Source organism: Corynebacterium sp. HMSC08D02 (assembly GCF_001807505.1).
GTDB classification, from domain to species: domain Bacteria; phylum Actinomycetota; class Actinomycetes; order Mycobacteriales; family Mycobacteriaceae; genus Corynebacterium; species Corynebacterium pseudogenitalium.
The window spans coordinates 138,084-155,737 of record NZ_KV789255.1; the positions used below are offsets into that span (position 1 = coordinate 138,084).

The 17,654-nt window shown below is 59.2% G+C and carries 17 protein-coding genes; 7 read left to right on the top strand and 10 right to left on the bottom strand.

Annotated features, from left to right (window positions below; genetic code table 11):
- Positions 1 to 7 precede the first annotated feature (7 nt).
- From HMPREF3170_RS11600 to glpX, 3 genes are all read right to left on the bottom strand, one after another.
- The gene (locus HMPREF3170_RS11600) at positions 8 to 523 is read right to left on the bottom strand and encodes a hypothetical protein (protein ID WP_141742272.1); all 516 of its coding nucleotides are present in this window, start codon (positions 521 to 523) and stop codon (positions 8 to 10) included.
- A 61-nt stretch (positions 524 to 584) separates the two neighbouring features.
- Positions 585 to 1,985 carry a class II fumarate hydratase gene (locus HMPREF3170_RS09615; RefSeq protein WP_070479330.1) on the bottom strand — a complete coding sequence of 467 codons (1,401 nt, stop codon included), beginning with the start codon at positions 1,983 to 1,985 and terminating at the stop codon, positions 585 to 587.
- 46 nt (positions 1,986 to 2,031) lie between these two features.
- Positions 2,032 to 3,045 carry a class II fructose-bisphosphatase gene (gene glpX, locus HMPREF3170_RS09620; protein ID WP_070479332.1) on the bottom strand — a complete coding sequence of 338 codons (1,014 nt, stop codon included), beginning with the start codon at positions 3,043 to 3,045 and terminating at the stop codon, positions 2,032 to 2,034.
- A gap of 260 nt (positions 3,046 to 3,305) precedes the next feature.
- Here glpX and HMPREF3170_RS09625 point away from each other — a divergent pair, with 260 nt between their 5' ends.
- Positions 3,306 to 3,878: a DUF4245 domain-containing protein gene (locus tag HMPREF3170_RS09625; RefSeq protein ID WP_070479333.1), complete on the top strand. Its 573-nt coding sequence runs from the start codon at positions 3,306 to 3,308 to the stop codon at positions 3,876 to 3,878.
- A gap of 16 nt (positions 3,879 to 3,894) precedes the next feature.
- On the opposite strand, the gene HMPREF3170_RS09630 is transcribed toward HMPREF3170_RS09625, so the two are convergent.
- Positions 3,895 to 4,167 carry an exodeoxyribonuclease VII small subunit gene (locus tag HMPREF3170_RS09630; protein WP_070362751.1) on the bottom strand — a complete coding sequence of 91 codons (273 nt, stop codon included), beginning with the start codon at positions 4,165 to 4,167 and terminating at the stop codon, positions 3,895 to 3,897.
- A 46-nt stretch (positions 4,168 to 4,213) separates the two neighbouring features.
- The gene (gene xseA / locus HMPREF3170_RS09635) at positions 4,214 to 5,476 is read right to left on the bottom strand and encodes an exodeoxyribonuclease VII large subunit (protein ID WP_070479335.1); all 1,263 of its coding nucleotides are present in this window, start codon (positions 5,474 to 5,476) and stop codon (positions 4,214 to 4,216) included.
- A 112-nt stretch (positions 5,477 to 5,588) separates the two neighbouring features.
- Between xseA and HMPREF3170_RS09640 the strand changes: the two genes are divergently transcribed.
- Positions 5,589 to 6,548 carry a 4-hydroxy-3-methylbut-2-enyl diphosphate reductase gene (locus HMPREF3170_RS09640; protein WP_070362749.1) on the top strand — a complete coding sequence of 320 codons (960 nt, stop codon included), beginning with the start codon at positions 5,589 to 5,591 and terminating at the stop codon, positions 6,546 to 6,548.
- 18 nt (positions 6,549 to 6,566) lie between these two features.
- Here the strand turns inward: HMPREF3170_RS09640 and HMPREF3170_RS09645 are convergent, their stop codons facing one another.
- The 3 genes from HMPREF3170_RS09645 to HMPREF3170_RS09655 are packed head-to-tail and all read right to left on the bottom strand — an operon-like array spanning position 6,567 to position 9,718.
- Complete coding sequence (locus tag HMPREF3170_RS09645; RefSeq protein WP_176754833.1) at positions 6,567 to 7,226, bottom strand: DUF6542 domain-containing protein; 660 nt, start codon at positions 7,224 to 7,226, stop codon at positions 6,567 to 6,569.
- A 57-nt stretch (positions 7,227 to 7,283) separates the two neighbouring features.
- Positions 7,284 to 8,336 (bottom strand): DNA recombination protein RmuC, encoded by a 1,053-nt coding sequence (locus HMPREF3170_RS09650; protein WP_070479360.1) that lies wholly within the window; start codon positions 8,334 to 8,336, stop codon positions 7,284 to 7,286.
- A gap of 32 nt (positions 8,337 to 8,368) precedes the next feature.
- On the bottom strand, positions 8,369 to 9,718 hold the full coding sequence (locus tag HMPREF3170_RS09655) for an AI-2E family transporter (protein WP_070362747.1): 1,350 nt from the start codon (positions 9,716 to 9,718) through the stop codon (positions 8,369 to 8,371).
- A gap of 101 nt (positions 9,719 to 9,819) precedes the next feature.
- Between HMPREF3170_RS09655 and ychF the strand changes: the two genes are divergently transcribed.
- Positions 9,820 to 10,908, top strand: a complete 1,089-nt coding sequence (gene ychF / locus HMPREF3170_RS09660; RefSeq protein ID WP_070479362.1) for a redox-regulated ATPase YchF — start codon at positions 9,820 to 9,822, stop codon at positions 10,906 to 10,908.
- A gap of 20 nt (positions 10,909 to 10,928) precedes the next feature.
- Positions 10,929 to 12,440 carry a recombinase family protein gene (locus tag HMPREF3170_RS09665; RefSeq protein ID WP_070479338.1) on the top strand — a complete coding sequence of 504 codons (1,512 nt, stop codon included), beginning with the start codon at positions 10,929 to 10,931 and terminating at the stop codon, positions 12,438 to 12,440.
- Between the two features lie 540 nt (positions 12,441 to 12,980).
- Here the strand turns inward: HMPREF3170_RS09665 and HMPREF3170_RS09670 are convergent.
- Complete coding sequence (locus HMPREF3170_RS09670) at positions 12,981 to 13,385, bottom strand: MerR family transcriptional regulator (protein WP_034986068.1); 405 nt, start codon at positions 13,383 to 13,385, stop codon at positions 12,981 to 12,983.
- Between the two features lie 169 nt (positions 13,386 to 13,554).
- Here HMPREF3170_RS09670 and HMPREF3170_RS09675 point away from each other — a divergent pair, with 169 nt between their 5' ends.
- Complete coding sequence (locus tag HMPREF3170_RS09675; protein ID WP_070443139.1) at positions 13,555 to 15,114, top strand: SulP family inorganic anion transporter; 1,560 nt, start codon at positions 13,555 to 13,557, stop codon at positions 15,112 to 15,114.
- A 169-nt stretch (positions 15,115 to 15,283) separates the two neighbouring features.
- On the opposite strand, the gene HMPREF3170_RS09680 is transcribed toward HMPREF3170_RS09675, so the two are convergent.
- Positions 15,284 to 15,760, bottom strand: coding sequence for a hypothetical protein (locus HMPREF3170_RS09680; protein ID WP_034664648.1), 477 nt, complete (start codon positions 15,758 to 15,760; stop codon positions 15,284 to 15,286).
- A gap of 95 nt (positions 15,761 to 15,855) precedes the next feature.
- Between HMPREF3170_RS09680 and HMPREF3170_RS09685 the strand changes: the two genes are divergently transcribed.
- Together HMPREF3170_RS09685 and HMPREF3170_RS09690 are read left to right on the top strand one after the other, a co-directional pair.
- A complete protein-coding gene (locus HMPREF3170_RS09685) occupies positions 15,856 to 16,329 on the top strand; it encodes a recombinase family protein (protein WP_083290965.1) in 474 nt (157 codons plus the stop codon).
- 170 nt (positions 16,330 to 16,499) lie between these two features.
- A complete protein-coding gene (locus HMPREF3170_RS09690; protein ID WP_070479341.1) occupies positions 16,500 to 17,522 on the top strand; it encodes a DUF4192 domain-containing protein in 1,023 nt (340 codons plus the stop codon).
- Positions 17,523 to 17,654 lie beyond the last annotated feature (132 nt).

Genomic DNA, 17,654 nt, shown 5'->3' on the forward strand with positions numbered 1-17,654 from the left:
AAGAAACCTATTCAACCAGGAGCGATAGTGAGCCTTCCACGTTTGGAGAGCTATCACCGCGGCGCTCGAAAAACTGTGCCTCAACGATTCCCGGCTCCGGGCTGGAGAAGCTCCAGAAACCATCATCAGTAGTTGGAGGGCACTGTTTCGTCAGAGCGGAAGCACTGCCATCATGCGCGATAAGCGCCACGCAACCGCTCAGAGGATAGCTGACCATCCCTTGTCCTTCATGGAGGGAGAACACCGCCGGCCACGCCGCTACGGCAGCATCAGGGCTGTGCGATTGGAGGGTGCCTTGGAATGTTCCGGAGGGGGCGTCGTCACGCACTTGCGGAGCTTCAGGAAACGCAGTCACCGTCACAACTGTAGGCACCCCGTTAGGCTCCGGCTTTGGCTGAGCGGACCAGTACGCTGCGGCGAGCGCTATCCCGATAAGCGAGACCACCAGAGCTAAGACACCGCCAATAACCCATGGCTTATTTGAGCCCCCAGCTGTACGAAGCTGCGAAAAAGAATCAGACATAAAAATCATCCCTGGTCGTGCTCATGAACATGGGCAGTAGCAGGGATGATTGTAGCGAAGACTAGTTGCGTTCGGTATGAGCCATCGACAGGACGTTCAAACGCTTGTCGAGCTCCTCCTCAGTCAACGTTTCGCCGTCCACGAAGCCGAGGTCAATCACAGCCTGGCGGATCGTGATGCCCTCCTTCACCGCATGCTTTGCCACTTTCGCAGCGTTCTCGTAGCCGATTGCACTGTTCAGAGGGGTGACGATTGATGGTGAAGACTCCGCGAGCTGCTTCATGCGGGCCTCGTTCGCCTCGATACCGTCAACCAAGCGGGTAGCGAACTGTCGAGAGACGTTCGCCAGCAGGCGAGCGGACTCCAGCACGTTGCGCGCCATCATCGGGATGAACACGTTGAGCTCGAACTGACCTTGCGAGCCGCCGAATGCCACTGCGGCATCGTTGCCGATCACCTGGGCTGAGACCTGGGTTGCCGCCTCGCACAGGACTGGGTTGACCTTGCCAGGCATGATCGACGAGCCTGGCTGCAGATCTGGGAGGTGAATCTCCGCGAACCCTGCGAGTGGGCCTGAACCCATCAGACGGATGTCATTTGCAATCTTGTACAACGAGACTGCAACAGTGCGCATCGCACCGGAGAATTCCACCAGAGCGTCGCGTGCGGCCTGGGCTTCGAAGTGGTTCTTTGCCTCCGACAGCTGTGTCAGTCCGGTGAGCTTCACCAGCTCTGCGGTCACCTTTGCGCCAAAGTCTGCTGGGGTGTTGATGCCGGTGCCAACCGCGGTGCCGCCAATGGCGAGCTCGCCGAGGCGGCCAACAGTTGCCTCAACGCGCTCGATGCCGAGCTCGATCTGACGCGCGTAGCCGGAGAACTCCTGACCAAGCGTCAGCGGGGTCGCGTCCATCAGGTGAGTGCGGCCCGACTTCACTACCTCGTGCCATTGCTCAGCCTTCGCAGCCAGTGACTTCTGCAGCACCTGCAGGGCCGGGACCAGCACTTCGACGGCAGCTTCGGTGGCAGCAATGTGCGTTGCAGTTGGGAAGGTGTCGTTCGAGGACTGTCCCATGTTGACGTGGTCGTTCGGGTGGACTTCCACGCCGTTTGCGTGCGCGATCGAAGCAATGACCTCATTAGTGTTCATGTTCGAGGAAGTGCCAGAACCCGTCTGGAAGACGTCAATTGGGAACTGGTCGTTGTGCTTGCCGTCTGCGATTTCCTTCGCCGCAGCGATGATCGCGTCAGCCTTTTCCGCATCGAGCTTGCCCGAATCCTTGTTGACCTGCGCACACGCGGCCTTGAGGAGCCCAAGGGCGCGGATCTGCTGGTTCTCGAGGCCCCGGCCAGAGATCGGGAAGTTCTCTACAGCACGTTGAGTTTGAGCACGCCACAGTGCATCAACAGGTACTTTGACCTCACCCATGGTGTCGTGCTCGATACGGTACTGCTTATCGGCCATTCAATCTTTCCTTTACTTGATACTTACAGAAAATCGACGCTTTGAATTACTTGATCGGGCCGGAGTAATCGATCACCGAGTACTCCTGAAGCTTCGGCAGCTGGTGGAGGGACTCCACGTAGCGGACGGTGCCAGACTTCGAGCGCATTACCAACGAACGGGTGGTAGCGCCATTCTTACGGTAGGAGACGCCGCGCAGCATGTCGCCGTTGGTGACACCGGTAGCCGCGAAGTAGCAGTTATCGGAGGCCACCAAGTCGTCGAGGCCAAGCACACGGTCGAGATCGTGGCCCGCTGCCAGCACGCGTTCGCGCTCTTCATCGGACTGCGGTGCGAGCTGGCCCTGGATCTCACCACCAAGGCACTTCAATGCACACGCCGTGATAACCCCCTCCGGTGTGCCACCGATGCCCATCGCCATGTCAATGGAGTTGGTGTTCTGGGCAGCAGCGATGGCACCAGCAACGTCTCCGTCCATAATGAAACGTACCTTGGCACCAGCCTTGCGAATCTCCTCAACCAGCTTGTTGTGACGTGGGCGGTCGAGTACCACCACAGTCACGTTACCAACGCCGACTCCCTTGGCTTCTGCCACTGCCTTAATGTTGAACTCGACGGACTTCGTAATATCGATGACCCCGACAGCCTCAGGGCCGACTGCAATCTTGTTCATGTAGAACGCGTCCTGCGGGTTGAACATGGAACCACGGTCGGCAGCCGCGATAACCGAAATAGCATTCGGGCGACCTTCCGCCATCAGGCGCGTGCCGTCGACTGGGTCAACCGCCAGATCAACCTGTGCGCCAAAACCGTTGCCGACACTTTCGCCGTTAAACAACATCGGCGCCTCGTCCTTTTCGCCCTCGCCAATGACGATGACGCCGTCCATCGTGACGGAGTTGATCATCTTGCGCATGGCGTCGACTGCGGCGCCGTCACCTTCATTTTTCATCCCGCGACCTACCCAGCGGCCAGAGGCAAGCGCAGCAGCCTCGGTAACGCGCACGAGCTCCATTGCAAGGTTACGGTCAGGGAAGTTTTCAGAAGTTTGTTCAGACATGAAACAGTGCCCTCCTGCGGCAAACTAGTTTTAGTTGTGACAACATCGACATCATGCCGCGTTGCAAAGCCATACCACTGCGGTCTGGCACACCTCTATCATGGCACTTTTGCCAGACATGAACCGTCGTTTCTACACCTAAAATAGGGCAATGCTGCGAATAGTGGTGTCTGAACTGGGGACTTCCTGCGTAAAAAGCCAACGCGCGGGGGTAAAAGACAAATTCGGGGGTATCAGGAATCCATGTCATACTGGAGCGCGTGGCTCAAGAAAACAAACCTCGCATTTTCCAAGACGGCAGAGACATGCTCATCAACGTCATCTTGATCGTGGTCGTCATGATCATTGCCGTTGGTGCGACCGGGCTGTGCACGTTCAATCCCGGTAAGCCCGAAAATGGGCCTGTGCAAGAAGTCGATGCGAAGACGTTCCTTGGCCTTGAGGCTCGCGGAGTCGATTTTCCGGTGCGCTACCCGGAAATGCCAACAGGGTGGGTGACGAACTCCGCGCGGCGAAGCATGATCGCTCAGCAGCCAGCTCCAGTCGTAGGGTGGGTCACGCCCGATGGTGGCTTCATCCAGCTGACGCAAACGGGTGCGGACAGCAAAACGGTCCAGTCCGAGGTCGACGGAAAGCAGCGCACTCTTGACCGCCAGGACACGATCGATGGCCACAGCATTGAGATATTCAAGGGTACCGAGGCGAAAACTCGCCCACTGTGGGTTATCGATGCTGGCGACGCACGATTCGCCGTCACAGGTGCCGGAACAGACGCCGAGTTTGAGGAACTGATACGTACTGCGCTCGCGACCGAGCCGCTGTCAGCGCAGTAGACGCCGTGGCAGCAGGCTATTCCGACTGTGGTGTTTGCTCAGTCGCGTCGCGCTGCTGAATAGCGGCCTCGACACGTTTTGAGGCTCCCTCGAGTAGCTGCTCGCAGCGCTTCGCGAGCCCCTCGCCGTACTCCCAATACTTCAGTGATTCGTCAAGGCTCATTTGCCCGAGCTCGAGGACCCTCACTGTTTCTACGAGTTGCTGCCTAGCTTGTTCGAACGAAAGCGTTGCGGGGTCGGGGAATGCGGCGTCGGTGGGTTGGCCATTGCCATACGTGTTTTCGGACATGGATTGTCTCCTTGATGCTAGATGCTAGTGAAATTGCTGTGTGGATTTAATCGGCGGGGGGGGTCCCCATTGCTGCTGCGGTGATGGAACCGTCCGCGACGCGGATGCGCAGCTGCGATCCGGGTGGTGATTGTTCGATGCTGGTGACAACCTCAGGATCGGAATGGTCGCGGGGGAGGACTTGTACTACGGAATATCCGCGCGCCAGAGTTGCTGCTGGCCCTAACGCCGAAACTTGTGAGCGGAGCGCAGCGACCTGCTGCGTTTCTCGTGCCAACAGGTGGCTGATCTCTCGTCGCATCGAAGCAACCTGCTGTGAGACCTCTTCGCTTCGACGCTCAATTGCCAGTAACGGGTTCTGCATCACCGGACGCGAGCGCCAGTACTGGATCTCTTCGGCTTTGGTGGAAACCCAGGTACGCAGCGCCTGCGCGCTGCGTGCGCGCGCCTCAGACAGAAACGCAAGCTCCTGGGCCGCGTCGATGACGACGCGCTTTGCCGCATCAGTTGGCGTCGCGGCACGGAGGTCTGCGACGTTATCAAGCACCGGGTTGTCTGGTTCGTGCCCAATGGCGGATACCACCGGCGTTCCCGCCGAAGCCACAGCGCGCTGCAGTGCCTCCTCAGAAAACGGAAGGAGGTCCTCGACCGAGCCTCCGCCACGGGCAATGATGATGACCTCAACATTGGGGTCCGCGTCAAGCGTCTGCAGGGCCTGAATGACCTCGGGTACCGCGTTCGGTCCCTGTACCGCGGTGTTGATCACGCGGATTTGGACCGCGGGCCAACGGCTCTGCGCCACGGAAAGCACGTCGCGCTCGGCGGCTGAGCCGCGACCAGTAATGAGGCCAATCGTGTTCGGGAGCAGGGGAATCGGCCGTTTGCGGGCGCGGTCAAAGAGACCCTCACTTGCAAGCTGTTTCCGAAGCTGCTCAATCTTCGCGAGCAATTCACCGATACCGACGTGGCGAATCTGCGTCGTCCACATCGAAAAGGAGCCGCGGCCCTCGTAGAAGGCCGGCTTGCCGTAGATGACGACGCGGTCACCGTCCTTTGGTGGCGTCGGCAAGCTCCTTAAGTAGTCCGAGGAAACCGTAAGCTGCACGCTCGTTTCCTGCTGCGTGTCGCGGAGGGTGAGATAGGAGAATTTCCAGCTCGGCTTGTAATTCACCTGCGTGAGCTGGCCTTCAACCCACAAGTGGCCGAGGCGATTAATCCACCCCTTGACCGACTTATTCAACTTTGCCACTGGCCATGGCTGTTCAGGGCTACTTGGTGAGGCTGAACGCTCACCTTGTGCTTGTGTCAACACCGCTCCTTTCCCAGCGTGTCGATGGAATACGCTGTCATTGTTTCATAGATAGATCACCACAAGAATGTGTACCTACTGTTTTAGACGTTGATTCGGTAGGGTCGGTTCCATGACAAATCAGGGTAAAAAAGTTCTTCTGGCAGCACCTCGCGGTTACTGCGCAGGTGTGGATCGTGCAGTTGTCACTGTAGAAAAGGCGCTGGAAAAATACGGAGCCCCAATTTATGTGCGAAAAGAGATCGTCCACAACAAGTACGTAGTGGAAACACTAGAGAAGCGCGGCGTCATATTTGTTGACGAAACCGACGAGGTCCCCGAAGGCTCGCACCTTGTCTTTTCCGCGCACGGAGTTTCCCCCGCGGTCCGCGAAGCAGCGGACGGGCGCAACTTGCTGGCGCTCGACGCCTCGTGCCCGCTCGTGACCAAGGTGCACAACGAGGTGAAGCGGTTTGCCAAGCACGGATACCAGATCTTGCTTGTCGGCCACGAGGGCCACGAGGAAGTCGAAGGTACCGCAGGTGAGGCCCCGGAGGTCACCCACCTCGTTGACGGGGTCGAGGGTGTCGACGCCCTTCCCGACTTCCCAGAGGGGACGAAGCTAGTGTGGCTATCCCAGACCACCCTGTCTGTTGATGAAACGATGCTGATCGTTGAAAAGCTGCGCGAGCGCTACCCAGATCTAGAAAACCCGCCTAGCGACGACATCTGCTACGCAACGCAAAACCGTCAGGTAGCAGTGAAGAAGATCGCACCGCAGACGGAACTCGTTATTGTGGTCGGCTCGCAAAATTCTTCCAATTCGAAGCGCCTGGTGGAAGTAGCGCTCGACGCTGGTGCCAACAACGCATACCTCATCGACTACGCCCACCAAGTACAAGACGAATGGTTCGAGGGCGTCAACACCGTTGGCGTAACATCGGGAGCTTCGGTGCCGGAAATTCTGGTTCAGGAGCTGCTCGCGGAGCTTGCGACGCGCGGTTACACCGATGTAGAGGAAGTCACCACTACGGTAGAGACGATCACGTTCGCGCTGCCGCGGGATCTGCGTCAGCCGCGCCGTAGCAGCTAGTGCTCGTCTAGCCTTCGCCTAGCGATCTTCGTTTTTGTACAGGTCCTCGCCAAGGCGAGAGGCAACTCGCCGGGCCCGCTCCCCACGGGGGCGGGCCTGACTGCGTTCTGCCTTCGTTCGCTTCAACAGCTCATCGACCGTGATGCCACCCTGGCTGCGCTCACGGGCCCGACGGCCCTCGCTATTGGTCCTGCGGTTCGACTGGCTCATGCGGCGGCGCTGCGCTCGCTCCCGGCGCAGGACTTCATCGTTATGGCGTTGGATCAGCCAGTAGCGCACGATGGCGATCACCAGGGCACCAGCAGTCACCGTGAAGAGAATAGGGAAGTGCTCGATTACTGGGTAAAGCACCATAAGGATAGCGGTTTTCCCGCCTGCACCAGCGGCCCCGAGCTGATTGCGTGCTGAAATCAGTCCAAATCCAAGCAGCGCAATGACGAACAAAAGCGGGGTAGCCGCGACGGTAAGGAACAAACCCCGCGGGTCTACCAGCGTCGTCACGGCGATGACCGCGACGCTGAACAGTACGAGCAGAGGCCATCCGATGTATCCCGCCGACGTTGCGATGACGACGCCGGTCAGCAGCGCAGCAAAGATAATGCCGATGCTGGAAACGGTAGGCAAACCGTGGAAGGTGGCGGTACCAGAGCGCGGGGATCGGAGAGAGTTTTGAGACACGCTGGGCATTCTACCCGGCCTACCCCCGAGTCTTGCCAGTTTGACCCGCTCCAGGGGCTAACAATTCGACGAATCTGAGTCGCGGAGTCTCGGTCGCGCATCGATAGGGTGAAGCTCCGGCGCGCTCGACGAGTGCCCAGCTGCACCTAGTTCCTCGAGCTTACGAGCGGTGACCATCACCCGACTGTCGAGCGACGCCAGTGTTGCGTTGTACGACTCGACCGCCTTCTCAAGACTGCTCCCGACGCGGTTGTAGTGCTCTGTCAGCGTGCCGAGACGCCGGTACAGCTCTTCGCCAAGACGCTGGATGGTCTGCGCCTCCCGATTCATGGAATCTTGCCTCCACCCAAGTTCAACCGTGCGCAGCAGTGCGAACAGCGTCGTGGGGGTCGCGATGACGACGTTGTGGGCAAAAGCGTAGTCGAGCAGCTCCGGGTCGATAGCGAGACCGGCGTCCAAGAATGGGTCAGCTGGGACAAACATCACGACGAATTCCGGGCTGGGCTGAAATGCCTTTATGTATGACTTTGAGGACAGCGTATCGACGTGGCTTCGCAGCAGGTGCGCGTGTCTACGCAGGTAGCCTTGCTTTTCTTCCGGGTCTTCCGTGTTGAGCGCATCGAGGTATGAAGAAAACGGAACCTTGGCGTCGACGATTATGTTTCGATCCTGGGTGAGCCGGATAACCATGTCCGGGCGTAGCGAGGCGCCGTCGAAACGCATGTACGCCTGAGCGTCAAAGTCGACGTGCTCTACCATCCCACCCAGCTCTACCACGCGCTGCAGCTGCACCTCGCCCCATCTGCCTCGGACCTGCGGTGAGCGCAGTGCAGTGATGAGCTGATCAGTCCGGTCCCCGAGCCTGGATGAGGTGCGCGCAATTGCTTGTACTTGGCCTGCCAAGGCAGACTGCGCTACTGCTTGCTCTTTATCGATGTCTTCGAGACGAACCTGTAGGTCACGAAGTGCCTGTGCCAGCGGGCGTAGATCAGTAGGCGGGTGCTGTTGGGGGTTGGTACGCTGCATCCAAAACGTGCCGCCAAAAAAGCCCAGGATGGCCCCAACGAGGAGGCCCGTAAAGATCAATAGCAGTGCGGTCGATGCGTCCATGTGCATTAGTAGAGCACATGAGCGGGACAAAACTAGGCGTTAGGACGCAGTCGATCGAACACCTGTTTTAACTTGTCGGGCTTGTACCGTGGACGGAAGCGGCGATCGGGTTGATCAAGATCCTCCTCCGCGGACTCTCCCTGTGCAGCCTCCGAGGGGACAGTGGCTGCCCATTCATCTTCCTCGCGCAGCGCATCGCGCTTGTGCTGGCTTTCGATGCTTTCCAGCTCAGCAATCGCACGACCTTCCTCGGTGATGAAAGAAAGATCTTCCGGGCGTACTTCCCCTGAGTGGATGCGCACAATATCGAGCGCGTAGCGGTAGCAAACCGCGATCATCGCAGCTACGGGGACTGCCAAGAAGGCACCAATCAGGTTGAAGAGTCCACCACCTACGGTCACGGAGACCAGCACGATCACTGGATGCAAGTTCATTGCACGGGACTGCAGCATCGGGGAGAGCACATTGCCTTCCAGCTGTTGGACAACAATGACGATGGCAAACACAATCAACGCTTGGGTTACGCCAAGCGACACCAACGCGACCAAAATGGCAAGCGCGCCTGCCACAACCGCACCCACAATCGGGATGAACCCCGCGATGAACGTCAGCACAGCGAGCGTGAACGCCATCGGGACGCCCACGAAGTAAATGCCGAGTCCGATGAAGATGGCGTCGACAAGCGAGACAACAGCTTGGGCGCGAATAAAACCACCAAGCGTGTCCCACGCTCGAGTGAAGAGCTCAGTGAAATGAAGGCCTGCGCGACCCCCGGTAGCACTGCGAAGCCATGGCAGGAACTTGTGTCCGTCTTTGAGGAAAAAGAAAGTCAAGACGAGCACGACGAACAGAGTGACAATCAGGCCTGCGGCAGTGCCAATACCCGTGAATACACCACCAGCGATTGCCCCGGCCTGCTTCTGGAGCCACTGCGCAATCTCGTTCACGCCCTCATCAAGATCATCGGGGTTGACATTGAGCGGTGGACCCTGCAGCCAGAGCTGCAACCGCTGCACACCTTCGAGCGCTTGCAGATAGAGCAACCTCGAGTGCGCCGCAATGTCCGGGGCAATCAACGAGACGAGAAAGCCGAGAAATCCAAAGAAGCCAAGCAACGTCAAGAGCGCCGCAAATCCAGCTGGTATGCCATGCTGGCGCAGCCAGCCCGCAACGGGCGCGAGCACAGTGCAGATGATGAGCGCAAGAACAACCGGAAGAATGCCTGCCCAAAACATCCCGATCACTTTGCCAAGCGCGGCCAAAAACACTGCGACAATGAGGACTCGCAGCGTCAGCGTCGCGGCGGACTTGATCCACGCGCGGTAGACAATGCCGCGATCAATCGGATTGGCGTCGTAGTCGAGAGGTTTCTGAGTGCTCACGCGACCTATTGTGCCCCATCCGAGGGAGAAAGAAACGTAACCCGACCGCGAGCTGCAAACTTTTCGACGGCAACGCGATGGGTGGGCTAGGATTGGCCAGCGTGAGTCTTACACTTGGAATCGTCGGTTTGCCCAATGTCGGAAAGTCAACCCTTTTTAATGCGTTGACGCGAAATGATGTGCTCGCTGCGAACTACCCGTTCGCAACCATCGAGCCGAACGTGGGGTTGGTTGAACTGCCAGACCCGCGCCTGAAGCGCTTAGCTGAGATCTTTGAATCCGAACGCATCCTGCCCGCGACGGTGTCGTTCGTTGACATCGCTGGCATCGTCAAGGGGGCGTCCGAGGGCGAAGGTATGGGCAACGCCTTCCTTGCCAACATTCGTGAAGCAGACGCCATTTGCCAAGTCGTTCGCGCCTTCGCTGACGACAATGTCATTCACGTCGACGGGAAAGTCGACCCCGCATCTGACATCGCAGTCATTAACACCGAGCTGATCCTGGCTGACCTGCAGACGATCGAGAAAGCGTTGCCGCGCCTGGAGAAGGAAGGCCGCAAGAGCAAGGACGTGGCAGCAGAGGCCGAGGAGGCCAAGAAGGCGCAGGCAGTGCTTGAAGACGACCGCACCCTTTTCGCCGCCGCAAAGGCAGGAGACATCGACCTCGATTTGCTCCACCACCTGCACCTCATGACGGCGAAACCATTCCTCTACGTATTCAACTCCGACGAAGCCGTGCTCACCGACGAAGGCCGGAAACAAGAGCTGCGAGAACTTGTCGCACCGGCAGAGGCAGTCTTCCTGGACGCGCAAACAGAGACCGAGCTGCTCGAACTAGACGAAGAGGACGCGTCGGAACTCCTCGCCTCCGTTGGACAGGACGAACCTGGACTGGAAACGCTCGCGAAGGCAGGCTTCGCAACCCTCGGCTTGCAGACCTACCTTACTGCTGGGCCGAAGGAGGCCCGAGCCTGGACGATCCACCAGGGCGATACCGCACCGAAGGCTGCGGGCGTCATCCACACCGACTTTGAGAAAGGCTTCATCAAGGCCGAAATCGTCAGCTTCGAAGACCTCGACAAGTTTGGGTCCATGGCCGAAGCACGCGCCAACGGCAAGGTGCGTCAAGAAGGTAAGGACTATGTCATGGAAGACGGAGACGTGGTGGAGTTTCGTTTCAATGTAACCTGAGGCGCGCTAGTGTTAGCGGCATGACAACACGTGCTGCTATTTACCTCCGTATCTCGCTCGATGCTGCCATGGACGGCCTCGCCATCGACCGGCAGCGTCAGGACTGCGAAGCCCTTGCCGAGCAACGTGGCTGGGACGTCGTGCATACCTACGTCGATCAGTCGATCTCCGCGTCGAAGAAGGACGTGGACCGCCCCGACTACGACGCCATGGTGGCGTCCTTTGAGCGCGGCGAGATCGACGCAATCATTTGCTGGGACCTCGACCGCCTCACGCGGCAGCCCTGGCAGCTCGAAGAGTGGATCGACAGGGCAGAGGAGCAGGGGCTGAAACTCGTCACCGCGAACGGTGATGCTGACCTTGCCACCGACGGCGGCAGAATGTACGCGCGTATTAAAGCAGCCGTGGCGCGCGGCGAGATCGAGCGAAAGAGCATGCGCCAATCCCGTGCGCAACAGCAGCGCGCCGAGCAGGGCCGCTGGTACTCCGGCGGTGTCCGCCCAATCGGCTACACCTCCACCGGCGAGATCATCCCCTCCGAAGCCGAGGCCGTGCTCGGGATGTTCCGCGCTGTCGAGCGGGGCAACTCCATGCGCGACATTGCACGCGCTTTATCTGGGGTCGATCAGCCGGGCTTGCCGGATATTCCGACCACGCCGCGCCATATGCACACCGTGGTTACAGAGCGCAACGCACGCCGCCGCGCTGCTGGCCAGGAAGAAAAGCCGGTTCCCGACGCGCAGCCGTGGGCCTATACGTCGTTGCACTCGATTCTGCGCAACCCCGTGTATGCCGGCTACTCCACGTATAAGAAGGCCAAGCGCAAAGGCGTGAAGAACAAATACCGCCGTGTCACGCATATCGTCCGCGACCCCAATACCGGCGAGCCTGTGAAAGGGCAGTGGGAGCCGATCGTCACACCCGATTTGTGGTGGCGTGTGCAGAACGTGCTCGATGATCCCGACCGGCTGACCAACAAGGAGCGCCGGAACACTCGCCGCCATCTCGGCTCGGGTCTGTATGTCTGCGACGAGTGTGGCAACCCCGTGCGCACACATGCCGACCGCTACCGCTGCGCCGCCTGTGGCTTAGTGCGCACGCATAGCGTCGATGATTTTGTGCTCGCCGTGATCCGCGCCCGCCTTGGCCGTGACGACCTGGCGGACCTGCTGCCAACTGCGGACGACGACGAGGTCAACGCCATCGACGACGAACTCGCTGAGCTTCGCGCAAAGCTTGCCCGCGTCCAGGCTGACTACGACGAGGAGCTTATCGAGGCCCGTGACCTCAAGCGCGCGCGAAACCGTTATGAGCCGCAGATCGAGAAACTCGAAACGCGCCGTGTCCGCCTTGCTGGCGCATCGGCGCTGCTCGATACAACCGCTTACGCCTCGCCCGTGGACGCCTTCGACAACGCAGAGCTTGCCGTGCAGCGCCGAGTCATCAACACCCTGTGCCAGGTGCGCCTGCGCCGTGGCGTGCGTGGTAGCAAGACTTTTAACCCCGAATCGGTCCAGATCGTGTGGAACTAGGTTGCAGTGTGTGACACGTCAACAATCGCGCGCATGCGCTGCGGCGCGCAAAGCTCTTACGAAGGAACGCCACGGGAGCCGGCAGTTCGGGGGAGATCTGCCTTCGTGTATCGGGGGCGACACTGCTCAACCGTGGCGTTCGCAGGAAGTATGACACGGCTCTTGTTACCCCAGAGGTCGTAGGTTCGAATCCTGCCCCCGCTACCAACTTCCAAGCCCCTACCAGGAGAAACACTGGTAGGGGCTTTAGTTATTTCTCTTAAGGCGCACGTCCTGGGACTCAAATCGGGACTTTAGCGATGGCATTTTGTCACTTAAGCCGGTTTGGAAGTGATGGGGTTAAGTGACAATTTTCGATTTTGTGACCTTGGATGACTGTGTCGTTTTGAGGAGTCGTCTGCACGGATTTCAGAAGTCCTCTGTACTATCGCCATCCACTCCGGAGAGGCCGCGGGCGTTCGTCCACTTCATCTGGAACGCGATTCGACAGAGCGCATTCAATACGATGGTCTTTTTCTCCCTGCGAAGGATGGGGGCGGTTTAGGGTGCCAGGGTGTTGACCAGATCGAGGAATTCCTCAGCGTAGGCAATTTGCTTGCGTAGCTTTTCGTAGCGGGTGCGCGTCTCCTCACGAATGTCGGCAAGGGTGGCCTTGGCATTACTCCGTGCCTGCTGTGCGGTATCACTGTCCTGCCCGCCATCTGAACTATGAAGAATCTCCGCAGCTTCCAGGAACTCCCGCATCTGATCCAGAGTAAACCCCAGCGGTTTCATCCGTCGCACCAGCAAAACACGACGTACATCAGCCTCACTATAAAGCCTGAACCCACCAGGGCTACGCCCCGATGGGGTAATCAGGCCGACGTTGTCATAATAACGCAAGGTGGGAATCGACAACCCCGTCCGGTCAACGACCTCGCCGATCTTGAAATTACTGTTTTGCATTGCCTGTTCTCCTTCACGGTGATGTTGCCCACGGGTTCCTGTGCCTGGGTTGGCGGTTGAGTAAAACTCCCGCTACCATGACCACCATCACCAAACCTAAAGTTACTAGAGGGTTGGATTCCTTTCGGGCGTTCGCCCAGTTACCTATCCCCTCAAAGATTGGACATCTATGACTGAAACTAGCACGGCGGCCCCCCGCCCCCTCCTGAGTCCAGACGGCGCTGATGCCCCTACCGGGATCATCGCATCCTTCCGTTACGCATTTTCTTCCCCCGCCCGTATCCGTATAGAGATTCTGGCCGGACTGGCGGTATCCCTGGCGCTGATCCCTGAGGCCATTGCCTTTTCCATCCTTGCCGGTGTTGACCCAGCCATGGGTCTGTTTTCCTCGGTAGTCATGGCCATTGCGATCGCCTTTACCGGTGGCCGCCCGGCAATGATCACCGGCGCCACCGGGGCTATTGCCCTAGTCATTGCTCCTGTGGCGCGTGGTTACGGGATGGATTATTTCATCGCCACCGTCCTGTTGGGCGGTGTCCTACAAATCGTGCTCGGCGCCCTCGGTGTGGCGAAACTTCAGCGTTTTATCCCCCGATCGGTGATGCTGGGTTTCGTCAATGCACTGGGCATTATGATTTTCACCGCCCAACTCGAACACCTCATTGATGTGCCTTGGATAGTCTACCCACTCGTCGGCTTGGGTGTGGTGATCATGATTTTCTTCCCCAAGCTCACCAGTGTGATCCCCGCCCCGCTGGTCACGATTATCGTGCTCACCGGTTTGGTCATTGCCGCCGGTTTGACTGTCCCGACGGTCTCGGACATGGGCAAGATGCCGGAGACCTTACCGTCCCTGTTTATTCCGAACGTGCCGTGGACGTTGGAGACCCTGCAGATCATCGCGCCTTATGCCCTGGCCATGGCCGTGGTCGGTCTCATGGAATCGTTGATGACCGCCAAGCTCGTCGATGACATCACCGACACTCATTCCGATAAAACTCGTGAATCCTGGGGACAGGGGGTGGCTAATATTGCCTCCGGTCTCTTCGGCGGCATGGGTGGCTGCGCGATGATCGGTCAAACCATGATCAACGTCCGCGAATCCGGGGCACGTACCCGCCTATCCACCCTGTTAGCCGGTGTGTTCCTGCTGGTCCTGGTCCTGGCACTGGGCGACATCGTTGGCATGATCCCGATGGCTGCGCTGGTGGCAATCATGATCATGGTCTCGGTCGGCACCATCGACTGGCACTCGGTGCATCCACGCACCCTTAAACTCATGCCGGTCTCTGAGACCATTGTTATGGCCGTGACGATTATTGCCACCCTAGCCACCAGCAACCTGGCCATTGGTGTGGTGTTGGGTGTGGTCACCGCGATGATCATGTTCGCCCGTCGGATGGCACATATCGCTTCCATTGAAAAGGTCTCCGAGATCGACGGCGACGGCGATGGCGAGATTGATACTCGTACCTACCGGGTGCATGGCCAGTTGTTTTGGGCATCAAGCAATGACCTGGTTTATCGCTTTGATTACACCGATTCTGCCCGTCATATCACTATTGATCTCACTGAGGCGGAGATCTGGGATGCCTCCACGGTCGCGACCTTTGACGCGATTACGCAGAAGTTCCAGGACAGAGGCAAAACCGTGTCCATTATCGGGCTCGACGGTCCCAGTCAGGACCGGCTGAACCGCCTGTCTGGCCGGCTTGGCACCGGCCACTAACATCCCCCGACTCGAGCACATCGACTTGGCGCCCCAACTTATAACCGGGGCGCCAGTTTATTGGTGCTGTTGCAAAGTTGGGGCATAGGAAGAGCATAAAAGAAGCGTAGCGGTTAACCGCTACGCTGTGTTGTGGGGATTTTTACTTTTTACGGTGCACGTGTTCTAGTTAGTGGTTCGTTTCTTTCCTCGGGTGATTGCGACGGTATTCCTCGACTAAGTGAGCAATACCCGGCGCAGCCTGGGACAACATCCAGGTCATAAGCGCTATAAGAACCCCTATGACGATAAGTGTTAACGCCAACCAGCCCAGTGTTGGGCCGATGCCGTTGGCCTCCTGGACGTGACCCCACAAGGCAGACACGCCGTCGGGTATGCCGAGCATACTTAGCAGCCCGTTCCCCAAGGCTCCGACAGCAACGAGTGCGATAGCAACGAAGAGAACACTGGCTGCAATCCACGAGGCAGACATGCAGGCCTTAATAAAGTTCGTGTTCGACTTTTCCATATCGTCGTTATACTGCTTGCGTTCTGCGCGTATCTCCTCCAGCAGCTTTTCGTTGGACTCCTTCTCCTGGAGCAGAGCGCTGCGAGCCTTCTTAGAGGCTTCTGCTGCCTCGTGCAGGCTCTTAGGCTCTTTCGACATTGCCTCAGATACAGCTACTTCTACCAGCGGTTCCAGGCTAGAAGTCAGGCTCGAAGTCATCTGAGCGTTCAGGCTCTGGCTGCGACCCGGACCACATCTACTCAGACACCATCTCCGGCACCAACTGGCAACGGCCTGGCCTTGATGACGCGCTGGCGTACATGCGCCCCGACGACACGCTCGTTGTCACGCGCTTGGACAGGCTCGGCCGCAGCCTCGCGGACACCGTGAACACCATCGCTGACCTTGCCGAGCGCGACATCAACGTCAAGGTGTTGGAGCCAGCGCTGGACACGTCGAAGCCCACCGACAAGGTGGTTATCAACGTCATGGCAAGTTTGGCCGAGTGGGAGCGTGACCTGCTTGTCCAGCGCACCCGTGAAGGCGTGGCGCACGCCCGCGCTCAAGGCAGGGTCGCCGGCCCTAAGCCGAAGCTCAGCGCTGAGCAGGCGCAGATGGCCAAGGAACTCGTCGACGGCGGTAAGTCCATCAGCGCAGTAGCTAGGACATTCAACGTCTCGCGGCCGACGATCTATCGCGCTCTCAAGCGCATCGACACCGACGCTTAAGCACAGGCTGCGTCGCTAGCGCTCGCACCCGGCGAGAAGGCATCAGGCTGCGCTAGCGACGCCCAGCGCACATAGGCACTGCACTGCGGGGATACGCCTGCGACCGGCAGAGCCGGACCGAATACGGGATTGGCCACGTACACCCCGTATTCGTGCAAAGGAGCACTGCCATGTCCACTCATTCCCACACGCTTGCATCCCACGGCGAGATCCTCGCGAACCTCCCCGGCATCCTCGGGTTTTACCCGAACAACTCGCTGATCCTCGCGTTCTTCGTCGACGACGAGGGCGCTGACACCATCCGCCTCGGTCCGATCGCACGGTTCGACCTGGACGAGGCCGTGGAGAAGCTCACCGAGAGCCGCGAGCGGTTCGCAGCGTGGGTCCACCACCTCGAACTCGACGCTGTTATCGCGTACATGATCAGCGATGACATTGCGCAACCGATCTTCGACGAGACGGCCACGTACCTCACCAGCGGGGCAGTGCACCTACCACCGCTGCTCGGGGTGGTGCAGGTGCCCGAGATCGTCACCGGGGCTGCCTGGTGGTCTGTGTACCAGCATCCGCTCATCAACGAGCCGCGCCACGGTGTTGTCGGCGAGGTCGCCGCATCGGCGGCGCTGCGGCAGATGCTAGAGCACACCGGCGAGCTGCCGGAGCCGAGCAAAGACGACATCGAGGCACGGTTGAACAGCACCGACCACGGCATCGACGCTGCCGAGCACGCCGACATCATCGAAGACGCGCTGGCGTACGTTCCGCCCATGTTCTCCGACATGCTGCAGCGTGAATACGAGCAGGCGGCGGCAGGGATCACCCAGCCGAGCACTCGTGCTGTTCGGTCTGCGCTGAAATGCTTCACCACGCCGCGCTTGCGGGACACACTGCTTGCGGCACTGCTCGATGAGCCGCAGGCTGGCCTTGCGTTCATAGAGAAGGTTATGCGTGCTGTCCCGACCAGCTGGCCGGGGATGCGCGCCCAGCTCACCGCCACCGTTGCCGTGCTCGCCCACGCCACAGGCCAGCCGGGGCTAGCTGGCGTGGCTGCGCAGCGAGCCACCGAGATCGGGCCGAAGGAGAACCTCGCCTCGCTGGTCGCGAAGCTGACCGACATCGGCCAAGGCGAGCGGATGGTCGAACTCGTCCGCGAGGGCGCCGAGAAGACCCGCACGATCTTGTTCGCCGAGTAATCCCACACACCCCGTTGCAGCGATGCAACGGGGTTTCTTTTTCTCGTCGGCCGTGGCTTGCGACGACAGACACCGCAACGAGGCAGGGGAGTGACCTTTAGACAGCAGAGCTGTCTCCAACAGACGGATTGA

Excerpts from the sequence above, each read along its gene's own strand:
- HMPREF3170_RS11600 (WP_141742272.1), bottom strand. The coding sequence starts at position 523 with ATGTCTGATTCTTTTTCGCAGCTTCGTACAGCTGGGGGCTCAAATAAG.
- HMPREF3170_RS09615 (WP_070479330.1), bottom strand. The coding sequence starts at position 1,985 with ATGGCCGATAAGCAGTACCGTATCGAGCACGACACCATGGGTGAGGTC.
- glpX (WP_070479332.1), bottom strand. The coding sequence starts at position 3,045 with ATGTCTGAACAAACTTCTGAAAACTTCCCTGACCGTAACCTTGCAATG.
- HMPREF3170_RS09630 (WP_070362751.1), bottom strand. The coding sequence starts at position 4,167 with ATGTCCGAAAACACGTATGGCAATGGCCAACCCACCGACGCCGCATTC.
- HMPREF3170_RS09640 (WP_070362749.1), top strand. The coding sequence starts at position 5,589 with ATGACAAATCAGGGTAAAAAAGTTCTTCTGGCAGCACCTCGCGGTTAC.
- HMPREF3170_RS09650 (WP_070479360.1), bottom strand. The coding sequence starts at position 8,336 with ATGGACGCATCGACCGCACTGCTATTGATCTTTACGGGCCTCCTCGTT.
- HMPREF3170_RS09665 (WP_070479338.1), top strand. The coding sequence starts at position 10,929 with ATGACAACACGTGCTGCTATTTACCTCCGTATCTCGCTCGATGCTGCC.
- HMPREF3170_RS09670 (WP_034986068.1), bottom strand. The coding sequence starts at position 13,385 with ATGCAAAACAGTAATTTCAAGATCGGCGAGGTCGTTGACCGGACGGGG.
- HMPREF3170_RS09675 (WP_070443139.1), top strand. The coding sequence starts at position 13,555 with ATGACTGAAACTAGCACGGCGGCCCCCCGCCCCCTCCTGAGTCCAGAC.
- HMPREF3170_RS09680 (WP_034664648.1), bottom strand. The coding sequence starts at position 15,760 with ATGTCGAAAGAGCCTAAGAGCCTGCACGAGGCAGCAGAAGCCTCTAAG.
- HMPREF3170_RS09690 (WP_070479341.1), top strand. The coding sequence starts at position 16,500 with ATGTCCACTCATTCCCACACGCTTGCATCCCACGGCGAGATCCTCGCG.